At 51.9% G+C, this 16,210-nt stretch carries 8 protein-coding genes; 2 read left to right on the top strand and 6 right to left on the bottom strand.

Annotation, left to right across the window (positions count from 1 at the left end):
* Positions 1-22 precede the first annotated feature (22 nt).
* The gene (locus CVU71_08580; protein ID PKN18844.1) at positions 23-676 is read left to right on the top strand and encodes a hypothetical protein; all 654 of its coding nucleotides are present in this window, start codon (positions 23-25) and stop codon (positions 674-676) included.
* 141 nt (positions 677-817) lie between these two features.
* Positions 818-1,102: a hypothetical protein gene (locus tag CVU71_08575; GenBank protein ID PKN18843.1), complete on the top strand. Its 285-nt coding sequence runs from the start codon at positions 818-820 to the stop codon at positions 1,100-1,102.
* Positions 1,103-1,176: 74 nt separating this feature from the next.
* Here CVU71_08575 and CVU71_08570 read toward each other — a convergent pair whose 3' ends face one another.
* The 6 genes from CVU71_08570 to CVU71_08545 all read right to left on the bottom strand — a co-directional run bounded on the left by CVU71_08570 (position 1,177) and on the right by CVU71_08545 (position 16,129).
* Positions 1,177-3,426, bottom strand: coding sequence for a hypothetical protein (locus CVU71_08570; GenBank protein ID PKN18842.1), 2,250 nt, complete (start codon positions 3,424-3,426; stop codon positions 1,177-1,179).
* A 593-nt stretch (positions 3,427-4,019) separates the two neighbouring features.
* On the bottom strand, positions 4,020-6,473 hold the full coding sequence (locus CVU71_08565; protein ID PKN18841.1) for a hypothetical protein: 2,454 nt from the start codon (positions 6,471-6,473) through the stop codon (positions 4,020-4,022).
* Position 6,474: 1 nt separating this feature from the next.
* The gene (locus tag CVU71_08560) at positions 6,475-8,229 is read right to left on the bottom strand and encodes a methyl-accepting chemotaxis protein (GenBank protein PKN18840.1); all 1,755 of its coding nucleotides are present in this window, start codon (positions 8,227-8,229) and stop codon (positions 6,475-6,477) included.
* A 471-nt stretch (positions 8,230-8,700) separates the two neighbouring features.
* Positions 8,701-10,029 carry an amidohydrolase gene (locus CVU71_08555; GenBank protein ID PKN18839.1) on the bottom strand — a complete coding sequence of 443 codons (1,329 nt, stop codon included), beginning with the start codon at positions 10,027-10,029 and terminating at the stop codon, positions 8,701-8,703.
* A 17-nt stretch (positions 10,030-10,046) separates the two neighbouring features.
* On the bottom strand, positions 10,047-14,015 hold the full coding sequence (locus CVU71_08550) for a hypothetical protein (protein ID PKN18838.1): 3,969 nt from the start codon (positions 14,013-14,015) through the stop codon (positions 10,047-10,049).
* A complete protein-coding gene (locus tag CVU71_08545; protein PKN18837.1) occupies positions 14,012-16,129 on the bottom strand; it encodes an outer membrane protein assembly factor in 2,118 nt (705 codons plus the stop codon). The genes CVU71_08550 and CVU71_08545 overlap by 4 nt, the downstream gene beginning before the upstream one ends.
* Positions 16,130-16,210 lie beyond the last annotated feature (81 nt).

Below are 16,210 nucleotides of genomic sequence, written 5' to 3'. Positions count from 1 at the left end.
ATTTTAATTAAAAGGAGGTATTATGGCGAAAAAATCATGTTTCATGTTGTTGAAGAACCATGGCTTAATGTCTTTTACGTTGATGATGTGCGCCGTCATGGTTGTAGGACTGTGGGCGGCTCCGGCTGCGGCTGCCAGGAAAGCTGATGCACAAAAGAGTATTGCCGCTCCGGTCGACCTCAACAGCGCGACTCAAAAAGAATTGGAGGATGTCAAGGGCGTCGGTCCGGCCACGGCAAAAAAGATCATTGCCGGCCGTCCATACAAATCCGTCGATGAACTTTCCAAAGCCGGACTCAAACTCAAGGCCATTGAAAGCATAAAGCCTTTTGTTACCGTCGGCAAGGTACAGGCCGCTCCCGCGGCAACGGCGGCGGTGAAAACGCCGGTCAAGGCAGCCGCTGCGGCATCTGCCGCGCCGGAAAGCGCCAAGGCGGCAAAAGAGGTCAAGGCGGCGTCTAAACCGGCCGCCGCGGCAAAACTTGCCCCGGGCACGAAAATTAATATAAACACGGCCGATCAGGCAACCATCGAGAAACTTCCCGAGATAGGCCCCGTAAAGGCGAAAGCCATTATTGACGGCAGACCATACAAGACCGTTGAAGATGTTATGAAAGTCAAAGGCGTCAAAGGCAAGACTTTTGATGCTATCAAAGACTTTATCGTTGTTAAATAAGCAGTTATTCAATTAATAACTGTGACATTTTAATGTCATAACCGGCATAAGGGGCCGGAACGAAACAGGCAGCATGTAACAGTTGCTTTTTAACGGCCCCTGAATGTTGTGAACTCTAAACTGAAAGGGAGGATTGTATTTATGAAAAAAGTTTTGATTTTAGTATGTGCGTTTATGTTTGTTGCCACCATGGCCTTTGCCGCGGGACCCAAAACCTACCAGGTAACCGGACCGGTTCTGGAGATTAAAGGGGATGTGATTGTGGTCGAGAAAGGCAAGGACAAATGGGAAGTGGCCAAGAGTGCCGCAACGAAGGTCACCGGTGATTTAAAAGTCGGTTCCAAGGTTACCATTGAATACACGATGACGGCGGTGACGGTGGATGTGAAAGCCGATAAGAAAGCGGACGCCAAAAAGAAGAAATAAAAAACATGATGAAGATCGGACGGCGCTTCCCATTCGAAAGGCGGGAGGCGCCGCTTTTTTATTTTTCAGGGGCATCACGTGATCGATGTGTGATGAGTGCGGTCCAATTCCAGCAGCATGAGTTTGATGCCGGATAATTCTTTGAGTTTTTTCTGCAGAAGCGGAGAATGATTTCCCTGCTTTAAGTCGTCATCCGTGACGCGCCGGTAAATCATATCGATGGTGTCCTGAAGATGCAGCAGGAACTTGTCCGCGCTGATATTGCCGCAGGCCACGTGATAAACGGAAATATTGTCGGCGATGAGCTTTTCGGCATCCTTGCGGGCTTTCTTTAACCAGTCCAGCGCCAACCGGCAGATTTGCGGTGTGATGCCGGGGGCAAAATCCCACATAATGAGAGCGAACATGTATTTCATGAAAGGGATGTTGCTTCTGCACAGCACCAGGTTTTCATAGTGGGCGATGAGCAGATTGAGCGTGAGCAATAAGGATTGAAAGGCTTCTTCCGGTGGATGGTCAGCCATCTGCGGCTCATCCCTCAACCAGCCGATGTTGCGGAATACCCGCATGCTGATGTCTTTGAAGATGGTGCGGACTCCGGCTTTCGGCGTTTTTTTGTTTTTGCCGGCCGGTTTTGTCTCCGCCTGCAGCAATTCCATCAGACAAAGGGTGTAAGCGAACATGTAAAGGGAATTCAGGGCTCTGCCCGTCGCCGAAACGGTCATGCTTTTCAGAAAAGCCTCTTTGGCTTTTACCAGTTGAGCCGTCAGGTCCGTCTCCCGCCTGTTTGCTTTTACCGCCGGATTGTTTCCGCGAAGGTATTTTAAATATTCCATGGCTCTGATGAAATGAAGCACGCCGATTTCATGCCAGATATCACTTTCCGGTTTGCAATAACTTACAATGAAATCTCCTTCGGCTTCTGCGCGTTCGAAGGCCATCTGCATGGAAAGAAAATCGGACTGCCGTTGAGCAATGTTCGAGTTGATCAGCATGCGCATTAATCTGGCCGACAGGTTGAACGGCGTGGAAAGCAGCAGATTGGCCAGTACTTTGTCCGCTTCAAAAGGCATTTGCCGGGCGTGCAGGACTTTGGCGATTTCGGTCAACAGAAGAGCGCTTTGCGGGAAGCGATGCATGGCCGTAATGGCGCCAAAAGAGCTATGGCCCGCATGCTCCGGGAAATACAGCACCCGTTTGAAATCATCATAAGAAGATTCTGTTGTGGATCGGGGCAGCATTTTTTCCGTGAGCAGACACGGGATATAATCATAATAGCCGTAAGATAAAAAATGATTGATGGACCAGATGTCGCCGTTGTAATCCGTTGCCCGGTGGGTATTTTTCGAATAGAGTTCAAAGCCGGCCTTGACCGACGCGAAAAGAGCGCACAGATGGGCAAAATCGGTCAGATAAATGCCGGATTCGGCGTTCAGGCGGATTTCCAGAATCCGCTGGATGGTTGGATTGGAATCCGCCATCAGGCCCGTGTAAATGATGATGATCAGTTTCTTCTGGGGGCTGCTTGCGGCGTAAAGCAGCCAGCGGGCGGCCATCTGATGGGCGATGGCGATGACATTACGGATGGCCTCGTTATAGAGCCTGGGTTCATCCAGCGCCCCCGGTTTCTTGGGCGTCCTTAAATTAAAGGTCGTCGCGCCGATCGTTTCAATAACTTTTTTATGCAGATGGTTTTCCAGACGCAGATATTCGATGCAATCGGAAAGTTCATTTTTCAGCCAGGCCACGTCCGCGGGGACGATAATGTCTCCCTGGCCCTGCAAATGGAAGGTGATGGTTACCCCGGCTGTTTCCTGATGGTTTTCAGCTATGTTCTCCGAACTTTCCGGCAGCTGTAAAAGCAGTTCGTAATGCCAGTTTAAATCCGGATGTTTCTGCGCCAGCTTGAAGGCCAGAATCCTCAGCAGCGCGCGCTTTTTAGGCGTATTGATCAGGAATCTTTGCTTGAGCCGAGTGATCATGGGGGCCTGAATTTCAGGCAGGGAAAGCTCTCTTGCGGTGACTTCCAGCTGTGCGATCAGGGCGTTGACGGATAAATTCCCCGCCATTTTTTCCAGAACATCCGAAAAGGTTAAACCCACAGGAAGTTTACGTTCGTCGTCGGGTTTGCAGTTTTTTTCCAGAAACGCCACAAAGGCCGCTTCGGTATTGGTTTCAATAATGCCGCGGTTGAAGGCGTATTTGATAACGCCGGGCATGGCGCGGCGGGAAATCTCCCGATCGTTTTCCTTGAAGTCATAAAAACTCTTAACGGTGGGGAATACATTCAGCAGGGCGTTAACGATCATGTTATTATCCGCCATTTTGATTTACTTGATTTATGCCGTTTCTCGCATAAATCCGCTCCGGTTTCAACCGGTTTTTGCGATAGTTTTTTTCAAGCGTGTCGATACCATCTTTATTTTTCGGAGAGCGGGGCCGGTAAGGAATCCGGATGTTGGAGAATGCATGGAATGGTTCGCAGTCTGTCCATCTCCGGTCAGACTGCGAATGTTGACTCGCGGATTGCGCATAACGATACGCATCAGTGGCTGCTGGAATGGTTTCCCGCGCTGTTCAGGAATTTGACCGCCCCGGAATCGAGATAGTACAAGGCGAGGACGACCTTTAGTTTCCCGTCATGGATCAGCTCTTTCAGAATCGGGCTTTTTGTCAAGATTTCCTTGTAGACGTTTCGGACATTTTCCTGGATGGCAGCATCAATAACATCGACGCTTTTGGCCTTCTTTGCCGCGCTGCGCAAGGCGGGCTTTCCCGTTTATACCAAAATTCAGGACGCCATTTATGCCATTGGCACCTACTATGAATGCGTGGCCCGGCAATCCCGCCGGGAAAAGAAAAACGAGGCCTTGCGGGATTGAGAATTTCCTGTGCCGCTTCAAAAAATCTGGATCAATTATTGTATCGCGTTTGATTTGGCAAGGATCCTCCGTAAGGTAAAAGCAATATCCTGTCGAGTTATTGGTTTTCTGATAAACTCGTTTACGTTGGCTTCTTGCGCTTTTTCTTCCATTGCTTGATCAATATAGCCGGAGCAAAGGATGATCGGAATATCCGATCTGATTTCTCTTAATTTTTTTGCCAATTCATACCCAGTCATCTGGGGCATCGTATAATCCGTGATAACTGCATCAAAATCGTTCGGAACCTGCCGGAATGCATTCAATGCCAAAAGGGGCTGGGTAAATCCCTGCACTTTATACCCGAGATTATCCAGTAAGGCTTTTCCTACATCAACAATTACCTCTTCATCGTCCACGAGCAATATCATTCCCTTACCGACCGGTATGTCTTTGGGCATCTGCTCGGTTGTGAGTGGTGTCTTTATCCGAATAACCGGTATGAATATTGTAAATGTCGTACCTTTACCCTCTTCGCTGTATACGGAAATACTGCCATCTAAACTTTTCACAATGCCATGAACAACGGAAAGACCAAGCCCTGTTCCTTCGCCTGGCGGTTTGCTGGTAAAAAAAGGATCAAAAATACGGTCCATTACTTCCGGAGGGATACCGCAGCCGGAATCGGAAACCGTCAAACGAATATGCCTACCGGGTTTTATCCCCGGATGAAGAACAGCGAAATCATCATCGATATCGATGTCATCCAATCTCACATTAAGCACACCGCCATTGTCCCTCATGGCGTAACCGGCATTCGTGCAAAGATTCATAATCACCTGATGTATCTGGGTGGGATCGCCCAATACTAATTCATCGCTGACGATTGTTTGCTGAATTTCTATTGTTGCCGGAAGTGAAGCACGAATTAGCTTCAATACTTCTTTAATGATAATTTGGGGCATCAACGGTTGCTTTTCCTGATCTTTCTGGCGACTGAAGGTCATGATCTGACTTACAAGATCGCGGGCACGCTCGGCGGCAGTTATAATTTCTTTCAGATAATGCAGCGATTTTGCCCGGTCTCCCAGAGAACTAATCGCTAACTCCGTATAACCGAATACTGCACTGAGAATATTGTTGAAATCGTGGGCAATCCCACCCGCAAGAGTTCCGATAGACTCCAGCTTTTGACCTTGGCGCATTTGCGTTTCCATTTTTAATTCCCGTGTAATATCGCGCCCTATAGCCAGGAAACAACTGATCTTGCCGGTCTCACCCCGCACAGGCGTGATATTCACATCCATGAAGAAACTAACCCCATCTTGTTTATTGTCGGTAAGGCAACCGGTCCATATTTTCCCCTGCTCAAGAGTTTTCCATATTTCCTCGGCTTCTACTTGTTTTGTGTTGTTGAGAAGCGGTTCACTGCCGATGAGAGCCGGTATGGATTGACCGACAATCGTCGCCATAGCAGGGTTGACAAACTGCACCTTATGGTCGAGTCCTATAATAACGATAGCTTCCATCGCCTGCTCAATTGCCTGATTCAGTGTAGTCAGCGTTTTCTGTATCGGACTGCTGATGGTCCGTGAGAAAAAAAAGACAGCTAATATTGTTATTCCCAGAAACGTGCAACTGATGATGAAAATAAAATTGAGATTGACGTAGGCGAGGGTCATGATTTCATCCATATCTTGTGTTACCCCAACACTCCAGCCAGTCATTTCAACGGGAGCGAACCCTGCCAGCTTCTTTTTCCCCCGGAAGATATATTCTTCCGAACCCGTTTCCTGTCGGAGCATCTTCTTAGTGATGGCCTCCAGCCCCTCTTCGTCATGCATATCAATTTTCAGGACGTATTCCTTATCAGGATGAGCGATAACGATCCCTCGGGCATCGATCATGAAGGGATAACCTGTTTTCCCCACCTTGTTGTAGGTCATTTGGTTTATCAGAAAATCAATCTTTACCACGGCAAGCGCAGCGCCAATGAACTTGCCATTGTTTGACCGGACCGGTGCACACACACCAATAATTGGCTGGCCTGACGCCTTGGAGAAAACGGGTGTACCAATATAAGTTTTGCCCTTTTTTGCCGCTTGAAAGTAATCTCTCTCGATAAGATTGATGCCGATACGTTTTTTATCGACACCCTCAGAACGGACATTGCCATCCTTATCTAAAACGGCCAAGCCCTCATACTCTGTACCGATCTTTAGGAACAAGTCCCTCAGCTTTCTATCTATAAGGCTATATTTCCCACGGGATACACTTTCAACAATCTGACGATCCTCAGCCAAAGCGCTGACGATTTTCAGTTCTCTGGAAAGGTTAATCTGGATCATGCCGGCCAAACCTTGGGCAATTTGCGCAGATCTTGCTTTCGATATTTCTTCCAGAGTTTGAGACGATTTTATAAAGGTAACGGCCCCCACAATTACCAGCGGGACAAGCACCATTGATATTCCACCAATCACCATTTTTGATCGTAAAGAGATGCTTTTCATCTTAGTCACGGGCACTACTTTCTGATACTCCACTGATAACAGCCGTCAGGCTCTCTACGCTGCTTTTCATCTGCATGGCCTGCGCATTCATTTCTTCGGAGGCGCTGGCTGTTTCTTCCGCACTGGCGGCATTGCGCTGGACCACGGAATTCATTTCTACAACGGCCTTACTGATCTGATCTATTCCCTGGGCCTGTTCTCCGGAGTCCTTAGAAATTTCACCGACCAATTCCGCTACCTTGAGCGAACTTTCCGCAACTTTTGCAAAATCCTGATTTGTTGTCGTTACAATCAAAGTCCCTTCTTTTATTTTATTGACTGTTTCCGCAATCAGGAGAGATGTATTCTTTGCTGCTTCTGCCGACCTGATAGCAAGATTGCGGACTTCCTCCGCCACAACGGCAAATCCCGCCCCTGCTTCACCTGCCCGCGCCGCTTCCACCGCTGCGTTCAGCGCCAGAAGATTTGTCTGAAACGCAATCTCATCAATAGTCTTTACGATTTTTGACGTCTGCACACTTGCCGCTGATATATCATTCATTGCATGAGTCAGGGTATCCATGGAGTTGTTTGCTCGATTGACAACCGTTTTGCTGTCTTCCATCAGAGTGTTGGCATGCCTCGCATTATCCGCATTTTTCCGCGTCCTGAAGGATAGTTCTTCCAGAGAAGCAGATGTTTCTTCAACTCCGGCCGCCTGTTCGCTGGCCCCTTCCGCCAGAGACTGGCTAGCTGCTGATACCTGCGTCGATGCCGCTGTGATTTGGCTGGCCGCATCCTTCAACTCAGTAACAGCACAGTAGATTGGCGCACTGATATTATTGGAAAAATACATCACGGCGGCAATCGTGATAACCAAGAAGACAAATCCAATGATTAATATGTAGTTCCGGATAGCATTTGCCGAAGCCAGAAGTTCATCTCTGTCCTGAGTCACCGCGATACTCCATCCGGTCAGTTCAACTGGGGCGTACCCGGCGATCTTCTTTATTCCCTTGTAGGTATAACCTTCCGTTCCCGCTTGATGTTCAAGCATTTTCCTGCCGATTTCCTCCATTCCTGGTATTTTTGCCGCATTCAATTCCAGGATAAATTCCTTTTTCGGGTGGGCAATCGTAATTCCGCTCCGATCGATCATATAGGCATATCCCGATTTCCCCATTTTAATGGATGCGACTCTGTCAACAAGGAAATCAATTTTGAGAATAGCGGCAACATACCCGGCGATCTCACCTCCGGGACCTTGAATGGGGGTTGCGATCGGAGCAATAGGTGTTCCGGATAATTTGGATTTTACGGGCTTACCGAAACTCTCCTTCCCTGTTTTGGCCTCAATCATGTAATCACGCTCGGCAAGATTAATGCCCACGGACTTACCGCCAATCCCGTCCGCACAAACCACCCCTTTTTTATCTATCAAGATGATCGATTCATAATCGCTGCCGATTTTTTTCATCATTTGCCTCAGTTTATTGGAGGCCTGATCCATATTTCCCGACATCACCGCATCAACAATTACCGGATCAACCGAAAGCCCGTTGATCATTTTTACTTCCTGGGAGAAGGCAATCTGAACCATCCCCGCCAGATCCTTCGCAACCTGGACCGCCTGCTGCTTGGCTAATTCCTCAAGAGATGAAGCTGACTTCGTAAAAGAAATGATTCCAACCACCAGAAGCGGGATAACGACAATCAGCGTTCCACCCAGAATCAACTTCAATTTTAAAGACATGCTTTTCATTACGTTTCCCTCCATTTTTTAGGAATAATAAAGTTTACTTATAACTAATCCCGGGACCGCATTTACTTTACTGAACTAAAGATGGTTTGGATGATTGGAGAGACGTTGATCTTGCCCAAAAAAACGGCTCCATTTTGAAAATGGAGTTTTTCGAGTTAGCGGTTTAAAATTATATATAATTCGGGGTAAGGCTAAAGCCATAAAAAACACCCACACAATTCTATCACATGATATAAAATATACCCTATCCTGTCAACGAAATTTGGATAACTTGTAGGAAGCAAATAATATGTCCGGTTTAGTAGCACATAAACTGTCCGGTTCATAAGTTACCCGATGGAGGTGCTGGATGAAGCGGCGGAGATATGGGGCGTATGCAGCCGCACAGTTCGGCGGCAACGTCTGGAAGTGGGACGGTTGGGAAACTGAGAGGTTCATGCCCCTGCGAAATACGCGCGGCCATAAGACAGGATCAACTGGTGGCGACTAGATTTTGGAGGGATGCTCCGCCGCAATAGGGGCGGCAATCTCGCGGACATTGTTCATGACGGCTGACAGATCAATCGTCGACAGCTGTCGATTGTCCATAACGATTTTTCCATCGATGATGCTGGTCTTCACATCCGCGCCGCGCGCCGCATAGACCAGCTGGGAGTATGGGTTGTAAAGCGGCGTCAGGTGGGGCTTATTCATATCCACCATGATGATGTCTGCCTTTTTGCCCACTTCGATGGAGCCGATCAGGTGATCCATTCCCAGGACGCGGGCGCCGCCGATGGTCGCCATGCGGACAACGGTTTCGGCGCTCATAACCGTGGGATCGAGCGTGGTCACTTTATGAATTTTTGCCGACGTGTCCATTTCCCGGAACATGTCCAGGGCGTTGTTGCTGGCGGAGCCGTCCGTGCCCAGACCGACCGCTATGCCGCAGGCGAGCATTTGCGGAACAGGCGCGACCCCGGAAGCCAGTTTCATGGAACTGACCGGATTATGGGACACACTGACCCCCAGATCGGCGAAGATGGCCATGTCTTCGCCGGTCAGCCAGTTGCAATGCACGGCAATGGTCCGATGGTCGAGCACACCCAGATCGAGAAGATGCCGCACCGGTTTCTTGCCGTAGCGTTTTTCAATCGTGTCGGTCTCGTCTTTGTTCTCCAGCAGGTGGGTCAGGTACAGAATCCCGGATTCGCGGGCCGCCGCCTTCACATTCACCAGTGTTTGCGGGGAACAGGTATAGGGGGAATGACAAAAGAAGGCCGGCGTGATCATCGGCGCACAAGGCAGCCAGCGTTTGACAAACCGGTCCGCCGCCTCCATCATTTTCCCGAACCGGGGATTGTCCGGCGTGGCGAAATCGGCAAAGCCCTGGGAAACCACCGCGCGCATGCCGCAGGTCCGCACGGCTTCGGCAATTTGATTCTCAAAAAAATATCCGTCGCAAAATGTTGTCGTGCCGGACAGGATCATTTCGGCCATGGCAAGCAGCGAGCCGTCATAAACCATTTTTTTGTTGACGAAGCGCGCCTCCATGGGAAAAATATGATGCGTGAGCCAGTCCATGAGCGGCAGATCGTCCGCCAGTCCCCGGAAGCAGACCATCGGCAGATGGGTATGCGTGTTGACCAGTCCGGGTAGAATAAGACAACCTTCCGCATCAACGATTTTGCCGGCCGGAAGGCTGCGGTTTTTATCCACCAGGGCAATGCGGCCGTCCCTGATGCCGACGACGGCGTTTTCAATCTTGTCCATGTTCGCGGACATGGTCAGCAGCGTCCCACCTTGAATAATCATATCGAAATGATCTGTTTGCATGATTGCTTCACTTTCCGTCAGTTGAATTCCAGCTTGTAGTAGATATCGACGCCGCTTGTCTGCCCGGTCTGTGTTTCAACCTGCCAGCTTTTGGAAATATCATAGCGAAGAAAAAATAAATTGCCACCGGAAAACAATGAGCGTCCGTAACTGATATACAATTCCGGCGTCAGATATTTGCCCACGACCAGCATGGTTTCCGAAACGCTTCCCGCCTGCGTTCCCGCGGGGGCCATGTTGATGCGTTTATATCCCATCTGGCCGTTTTGCGCCACGGTATCCGCCGAGATGTCAAAGGTGCTGAGCCCCAGTCGGTTTTTCAGTTGACTGAGCAGACTCTCGGACTGGCTTGAGGTTAAAAGCGCGCCGGCTGCCGTGGCCAGGAGATTGGCCTGCTCGGTGCTCGAACCCAGCGGGCGCCCGAGGACGATGTAAGCCAGAATGTCCGTATCCTGCATGAAGGGTTCCGAGTACAATTTCACCAGGGGGTTCGGAAGGGTGCCGCTGATCGCGACGCCGGCGCGAACATCGCCCACTTTGCGCCAGGCCAGAATATCCAGTGATGGCTGGTTGATCCGGCCGCCCGAGTAGAAAAGACGCCCGCGGACTATATCCAGATTGACGCCGTAAGTCCGGTACCGGCCTTTGATAACGCGGATTTCGCCCCGACCGGATATTTTAGCCGGATCCTGAAATTGCAGATCGATTTGACCGCCCAGTTGCGCATCGATTCCGGACGCTTTAAACTGAACGGATTTACCCAGAACCATCTTCACCTGAATATCCAGATGGATCGGCAGCTTTTGGGCCGCCGGTTTTGTTTTTCCCTCCCTGATCACATCGGGGCTCGACGCGACGGAGCCCTGCGATTGCGGCCCGATAATCTGAACGTCCGGCAGCAGTATTTCCCCCCGGACGGATATTTTCCCGGTTGTTCCCGTGAAAGTAAGCCTGGGCGAGCTTTGCACCTGAAGTTCCGGGAAGTAAACGGTTTGAAACCGCTCTCCGCTCACTTGCCCTTCATAACTTTCAACCTGCATTCCTTTCATCCGGACAAGCGCCGACCCCTCAATGTAGCCGGGGCCGGAAACCGCCCGGAAGGAATCGATATACACGGCATTCCTGTCGAGACGCGCTGTCATCTGCGCATCTTTAATGGCAATGCCGGCTTCGGGCAGATAGCCTTCCGCCTTTGATAAATGAACCGTTCCGAATGCCTGCGGCTGGGACCAGCTGCCGCCCATTTTTAAATCCAGATCAAGATTGCCGCGGCTTTCGCGGATCAGTCCGGGGAACAAAATACTGAGGGCTCCTTTTTCACGGAGTTGTCCGGTAAGCGATGCCTGAAGGCTTCCTCCCGCATTTACGGAAACCGGAAGACGCGCTGCAAAAGGCATTCGGAAATTGCCCTGAAGTTTTCCGTATTCCGTGGTCATGGTGATCTCGCCGCTCAGCGCTTCTTCCCGCCAGACCCAGTCGAGGGATGCGCCTCGCAGATCAACACTCACATCGCCTTTGGGTCCGTGCCAGGTAATTCTGGACGGAGTGAGTGCCGTATGACCCGTCAGGGAAAAACGATGGTTCGGCAGGAGTCTGCCGCTCACCTCGCCTGCCATCTCGCCCTTCAATACGGGGCGGCCGGGCACCCATGCCGAAAACGGCGTCAGATCAAATCCCTGCCAGCGCAGGTTTAAATCTCCCTCATCCGGCAGTGAAAGCCGCGCGGGCGACGAAGAGGAAAAAGCGCCTTGAAGGCTTCCGCCCTGCGCCAGAGATATATTCAGTCCGGCCCGTATGCCTTGTTCATTGGCTTTCAGGGTCAGCTCGCTTTGCCGGATATTAACGGATTGTCCCTGCGATTTAAGTGTTCCCGACAGAGAAAGTTTTCCCGTGAGTGCTATCTGATTCCGGGGCAGAAGGTTTAAATGGAGGGTCCCGCTGCTTTTGCCGGTGACGGGTTCCTGATCCATCCAGGCGCCGGCTCTGGCCGGATTCAGCTCATTCCAGGTCAGGTCAAGGGAACCGGTCAGCGGTTTCCCGGCAAGCTTCGCGGATAGTCCGAGTGTTTCCTGAGCGCGGCCCGTGAATCTCAATGGTTCAATAGAGAGGCTGCTCGACGAGATGGACAGGGAGGCCTGCTGAACAAGCCGAAAGGGCCCGACGCCGTCCAGGCCGTCGAAGCGCAGCACATTCCCCTGCCAGCTGCCCTGACGATAAGCTCCGGACAGGACCAGATGCATTTCATGGCGGCTGCGGCGCGCCGCAGCCGTAAGTGTGTGCGACGTGGCGGTTCCTTTGGCCTGAAACGTCAGTGAGTCGGCTTTAAAACTCCGGTAGCGAAGCGCGTTTATCGTCGCGTTTATGGAGAGAGGAGATTTCTCCTGATCCTCCATGGCGGCGGCAAGGTTAGCCTGCGCGATCTCCAGACCGCCTGCGGTTAAACCACTGGCTACGGCGGAAATGACGCCGCTTGGTCTGCCGTTATGCCAGCGCAGAAAGCCTTCAGCCGCTATCTTGCCTGTGGTCCTGGGAACAAGCCGGGAAAGATCGCTGATTCGGGCGCTAAAGTCCAGTTTGTTTCCGATAGCTCCCCGGGCGGTAAGTTGGAAGCCCTTTCCCTGCAACGACAGGCGGGCAATCCGGACATCGTCGTCCGCAAAGATTGCGCGCACATCTCCGGTCAGTTGCTGTCCATGGAGACGGCTTTGCCGCAGCGTGCCGATGACTTCGCCGCTCATCGTTTTCCCGTGGGGCAGCGATACCCCGCCTTCCAGATCGAAATTAATAATGCCCGCCCAGTCCTGGTCAATGCCTTTCGGATTGAGATTGCGGCCGGTAAGGACACCTTTTACGGCAAGATCGTTTTGCCAGTCGATGGTCAGGTGTCCGCCGAGAGTGCCGCCCAGTACCGTTCCCTGTAATGCGCTTAAGGCCGCACGTTTATCGTTTCCCGAGTAATTGCCTGCCATCCGGACGGATTGCCAGCCTTTTCCCTTATTGGAAAGGGCGATGCGCCCGCGGTACTGGTTGACGCTGCCGGCGAATGTTAATGTTCCGGAGAGATTCGTCGGGATTTTAAATTCCGGTGCAAGATCCATCTCCGATGCCGAGGCTTGCAGATCCAGGAAAGGCAAAGGCTGGTTCATGGTCAGCATGCCGTCTGCTTTGATCAGCCCCGGCTTGCCGGGACGATGCAGACGAATATTGCCCAGGGGGAATCCTTTGGATGTCATACCGGCGTCCGCCGAAAGATTCCAGAGGGGGCGTTTGTTCTGATGGCCCGTGAGATGAAGGGTCCCCGCCAGCTCACCCGATTGTTTTCCCGGTCCGAATTTTGCTCCGATCCGGAAGGATTCCATGCCGGCCAGCCGCTGCGAAAGGACCGCGGTGAGATCCGCTTCGAGCAGAGGGCGGTTGAATCCGGCCAGTATATTTCCGCGCGCGGCGCCCGGGCCGGAAGCCATCTGAAGATTGCCGATGGACAAGCGTGCCCGTCGAAAAGCCACGGAAGCGGTCAGCGTTTGAATCTGCAGAGGCTGTTTGTCCCGATGGCGATAAGCGACATTGCTGATTTCCAGACGTTCAATGCTGCCGCTTGCCCACGCGATCAGACCGGATGCCCGGGGCCAGACAAGTGTGGGCGGCGCATCGGGCGTTTGGTCTGCAATCGATACGTCCCGCAACGAAAGATTTTGAATGCCGATCTGACCCGCCAGCAGATCAAGCGGGGCGGACGTCAGCGTCAGATGTCCTATCCTGATCCTGCCCTGCAGCCATTGGATATCCATGTTTTCCAGGCGCAGCGTGGAGGCCAGCTTTCCTTCGATTTTTTCCGCCGAAATCTTCAGGCCCGTCTGACGGGAAACCAGATCCAGCAGACGGTGCGCGCCTGCCTCGGTGCCGAAAAGCCAGACAGCAGCGGCAAAGCAGGCCAACAGCGCCGTCGGAATCAGTGCGATGATCAGATATTTCAGCACACGTTTCAAAATTCAAACCCCACCGTAAAATGGACGCGAATCCCCGGATCATCCACACGGATCTGCCGCGCGACGGACAAATTCAGGGCGCCGACCGGCGTGAAGTAATGGATGCCCACACCCGCGGCCTGATACAGCGTCAGCTTGTCGAAATTATCAAAGGCGTTGCCGGCGTTATAAAATGCCGAAACAGCCCAGTCCTCCAACAGGGCGCGCTGCAGTTCAACGCATCCGGTTAAAAGGTGCTTGCCGCCCACCACATTTCCTGAAGCATCACGGGGACCGAGCGACTGATAGGCGTAACCGCGGACGCTTTGATCACCGCCCGCAAAGAAGCGCAGAGACGGCGGGAGATCGCTGATCGGGTCCGAAAAAAAAGTAACCGCCGTTTTGGCGCTGGTGGCAAGAGCCAGACGCCAGGGCAGCGGCAGGACATGACTGGCTTCGGCGAGCAGCTGCAGCAATTGCGTAGTCGAGCCCATCACTTCGTCTGTACCGCGCAGATCAAAGGCATAGCGGAAACCGCGGCGAGGCCTGATCAGACTGTCATAATGATTGTCGGAAAACCGGACGCCCGGCAGCACATACCGCGACCATGAATCCTGAATGCCGATGGTGAATTCCTCCTGTTGAAACCTGACATAAGCCGTGCCCTGTTTCTGATTGCCGAAGCTGGTCGTCCTGGCCAGTTCCAGAGAAATGAGTTGACTCCTGTAGGTTGTAATATCTTCTTTTTGCAGATTGACCTGAGCCGACGTATAGGACCGGATGTCTTTGTCGCTCGGAATGATGTAGTTGGTCGTAATCCCCTGCAGCCGCTCTGAAATGTATAGCTGGGAATTCAGCTCATGGCCTTTATGCAGCATGTTGAGATCGCGGTAACGCAGGGCAAATCTCGCGCCCGTGTCCGTTCCGTATCCGACGCCGGGTCTCAGGCTTTTCGGCGGCGCGGGTTTCAGCAGAACACTTACCGGTATTCTGTAATCTTTGGCCTGTTCTTTTTCCGCCAGAACCGTCACTTCGCGGAACCGTTCCGAATTGTTCAACTGGAGTTGAGATTCGGCCAGTTTGGTATAAGAAAACACGTTGCCCGGCGTGAAGGTCAGATAGCGCCGCAAGAAGGCGTCGGGATAATTGGGGGCGCCTTTCAGGGTAATATCGGAAAAATAATACCGCTCACCGGTTTGCAGAATGAGCGTAATGCGGGCTTGCCGGCCGGTTTCATCAATGCGGATTTCGTGGACGGTATATTCGGCGTCCAGATATCCCAGCTCCTGCGCTCTGGCCTGAATCGTCTGCCTGCCCTGCTCGTAGGGTTGATGCAGAAGCACGGCGCCCTTTTGCAGCGGAAAGGCGGAAGCAAGCGCCAGGAGCGACGATTCGGACGCGCCGGAGCCGGTGATGGCAACATGGACGTCCGTCACGATCGCGGGCGGTCCGGTTGCGACTTTTACCTGTATCCGATAGGTGTCTGCTTCGGGTGTTTCAATATTGATATTAACCTGGGCGGAATAGTAACCGAACGGTTCAAGAGCCGCGGGCACTTTCTGGCGGGCTTGATCGGCAAAACGTTCCACCCAGATTCTGTCCGCTTTTCCATCTTTTACCAGACCGTAGGGAAGTTCAAGCGCCGTCAGAACATTTTTACGCGCGTCTCCGGTTACGCCTTCCACGACAATTTCAACCGGCCGGGCTGCGTCTTTGACCAGCGCGGAGGGCAGTTCAATTGCTTTCAGAACATTTTTTCGCACACTTGCCTCAACGCCCTGCGCAGTACTTTTGACGGCTTCGACGCTGTCAGCGGCGGCGGCAAGCGCCGGTCCCCAAAGCAGGCAGGTTATGAGAATGACGCAATTCAACAGCCGCTTCCGCAAGGGGTTGGAAGCGGCCGGCCTGCCGTCCATCCTTTTTACGGAGATCATTTTAATCAACCACCGCGAAGCAACCAGCCGTAGTATGCAATAAACGCGTTTATGTCGCAGCAAGCCGCGGCGAATCAACGCTCGTTCCGCATAAGCGGGATGAAAAAACGGCCTTTGCATCCATCTGCTGATATGCCTGGCAGGCCTGCTTAATTTATTCATTTGCCATTGACCTTGTTTCCCGCCGTAAGCGTCCGGCACCGGGTTTCCCGAAGTTTAAGGTATGTTACGGGGTAATGCAAGAAGATGTTGTTCCATTTCCAGATACCCCCATGCGACCTT

Source organism: Deltaproteobacteria bacterium HGW-Deltaproteobacteria-6, assembly GCA_002840435.1.
Classification (GTDB): Bacteria; Desulfobacterota; Syntrophia; order Syntrophales; family Smithellaceae; genus UBA8904.
Note: the sequence above shows the minus strand (reverse complement) of the source record. Positions and strands in the feature narration are given on the sequence as shown.

Bases quoted from the DNA above. Each gene is read 5' to 3' on its own strand.
- CVU71_08580 (PKN18844.1), top strand. From the start codon at position 23: ATGGCGAAAAAATCATGTTTCATGTTGTTGAAGAACCATGGCTTAATG.
- CVU71_08575 (PKN18843.1), top strand. From the start codon at position 818: ATGAAAAAAGTTTTGATTTTAGTATGTGCGTTTATGTTTGTTGCCACC.
- CVU71_08570 (PKN18842.1), bottom strand. From the start codon at position 3,426: ATGGCGGATAATAACATGATCGTTAACGCCCTGCTGAATGTATTCCCC.
- CVU71_08565 (PKN18841.1), bottom strand. From the start codon at position 6,473: ATGAAAAGCATCTCTTTACGATCAAAAATGGTGATTGGTGGAATATCA.
- CVU71_08560 (PKN18840.1), bottom strand. From the start codon at position 8,229: ATGGAGGGAAACGTAATGAAAAGCATGTCTTTAAAATTGAAGTTGATT.
- CVU71_08555 (PKN18839.1), bottom strand. From the start codon at position 10,029: ATGCAAACAGATCATTTCGATATGATTATTCAAGGTGGGACGCTGCTG.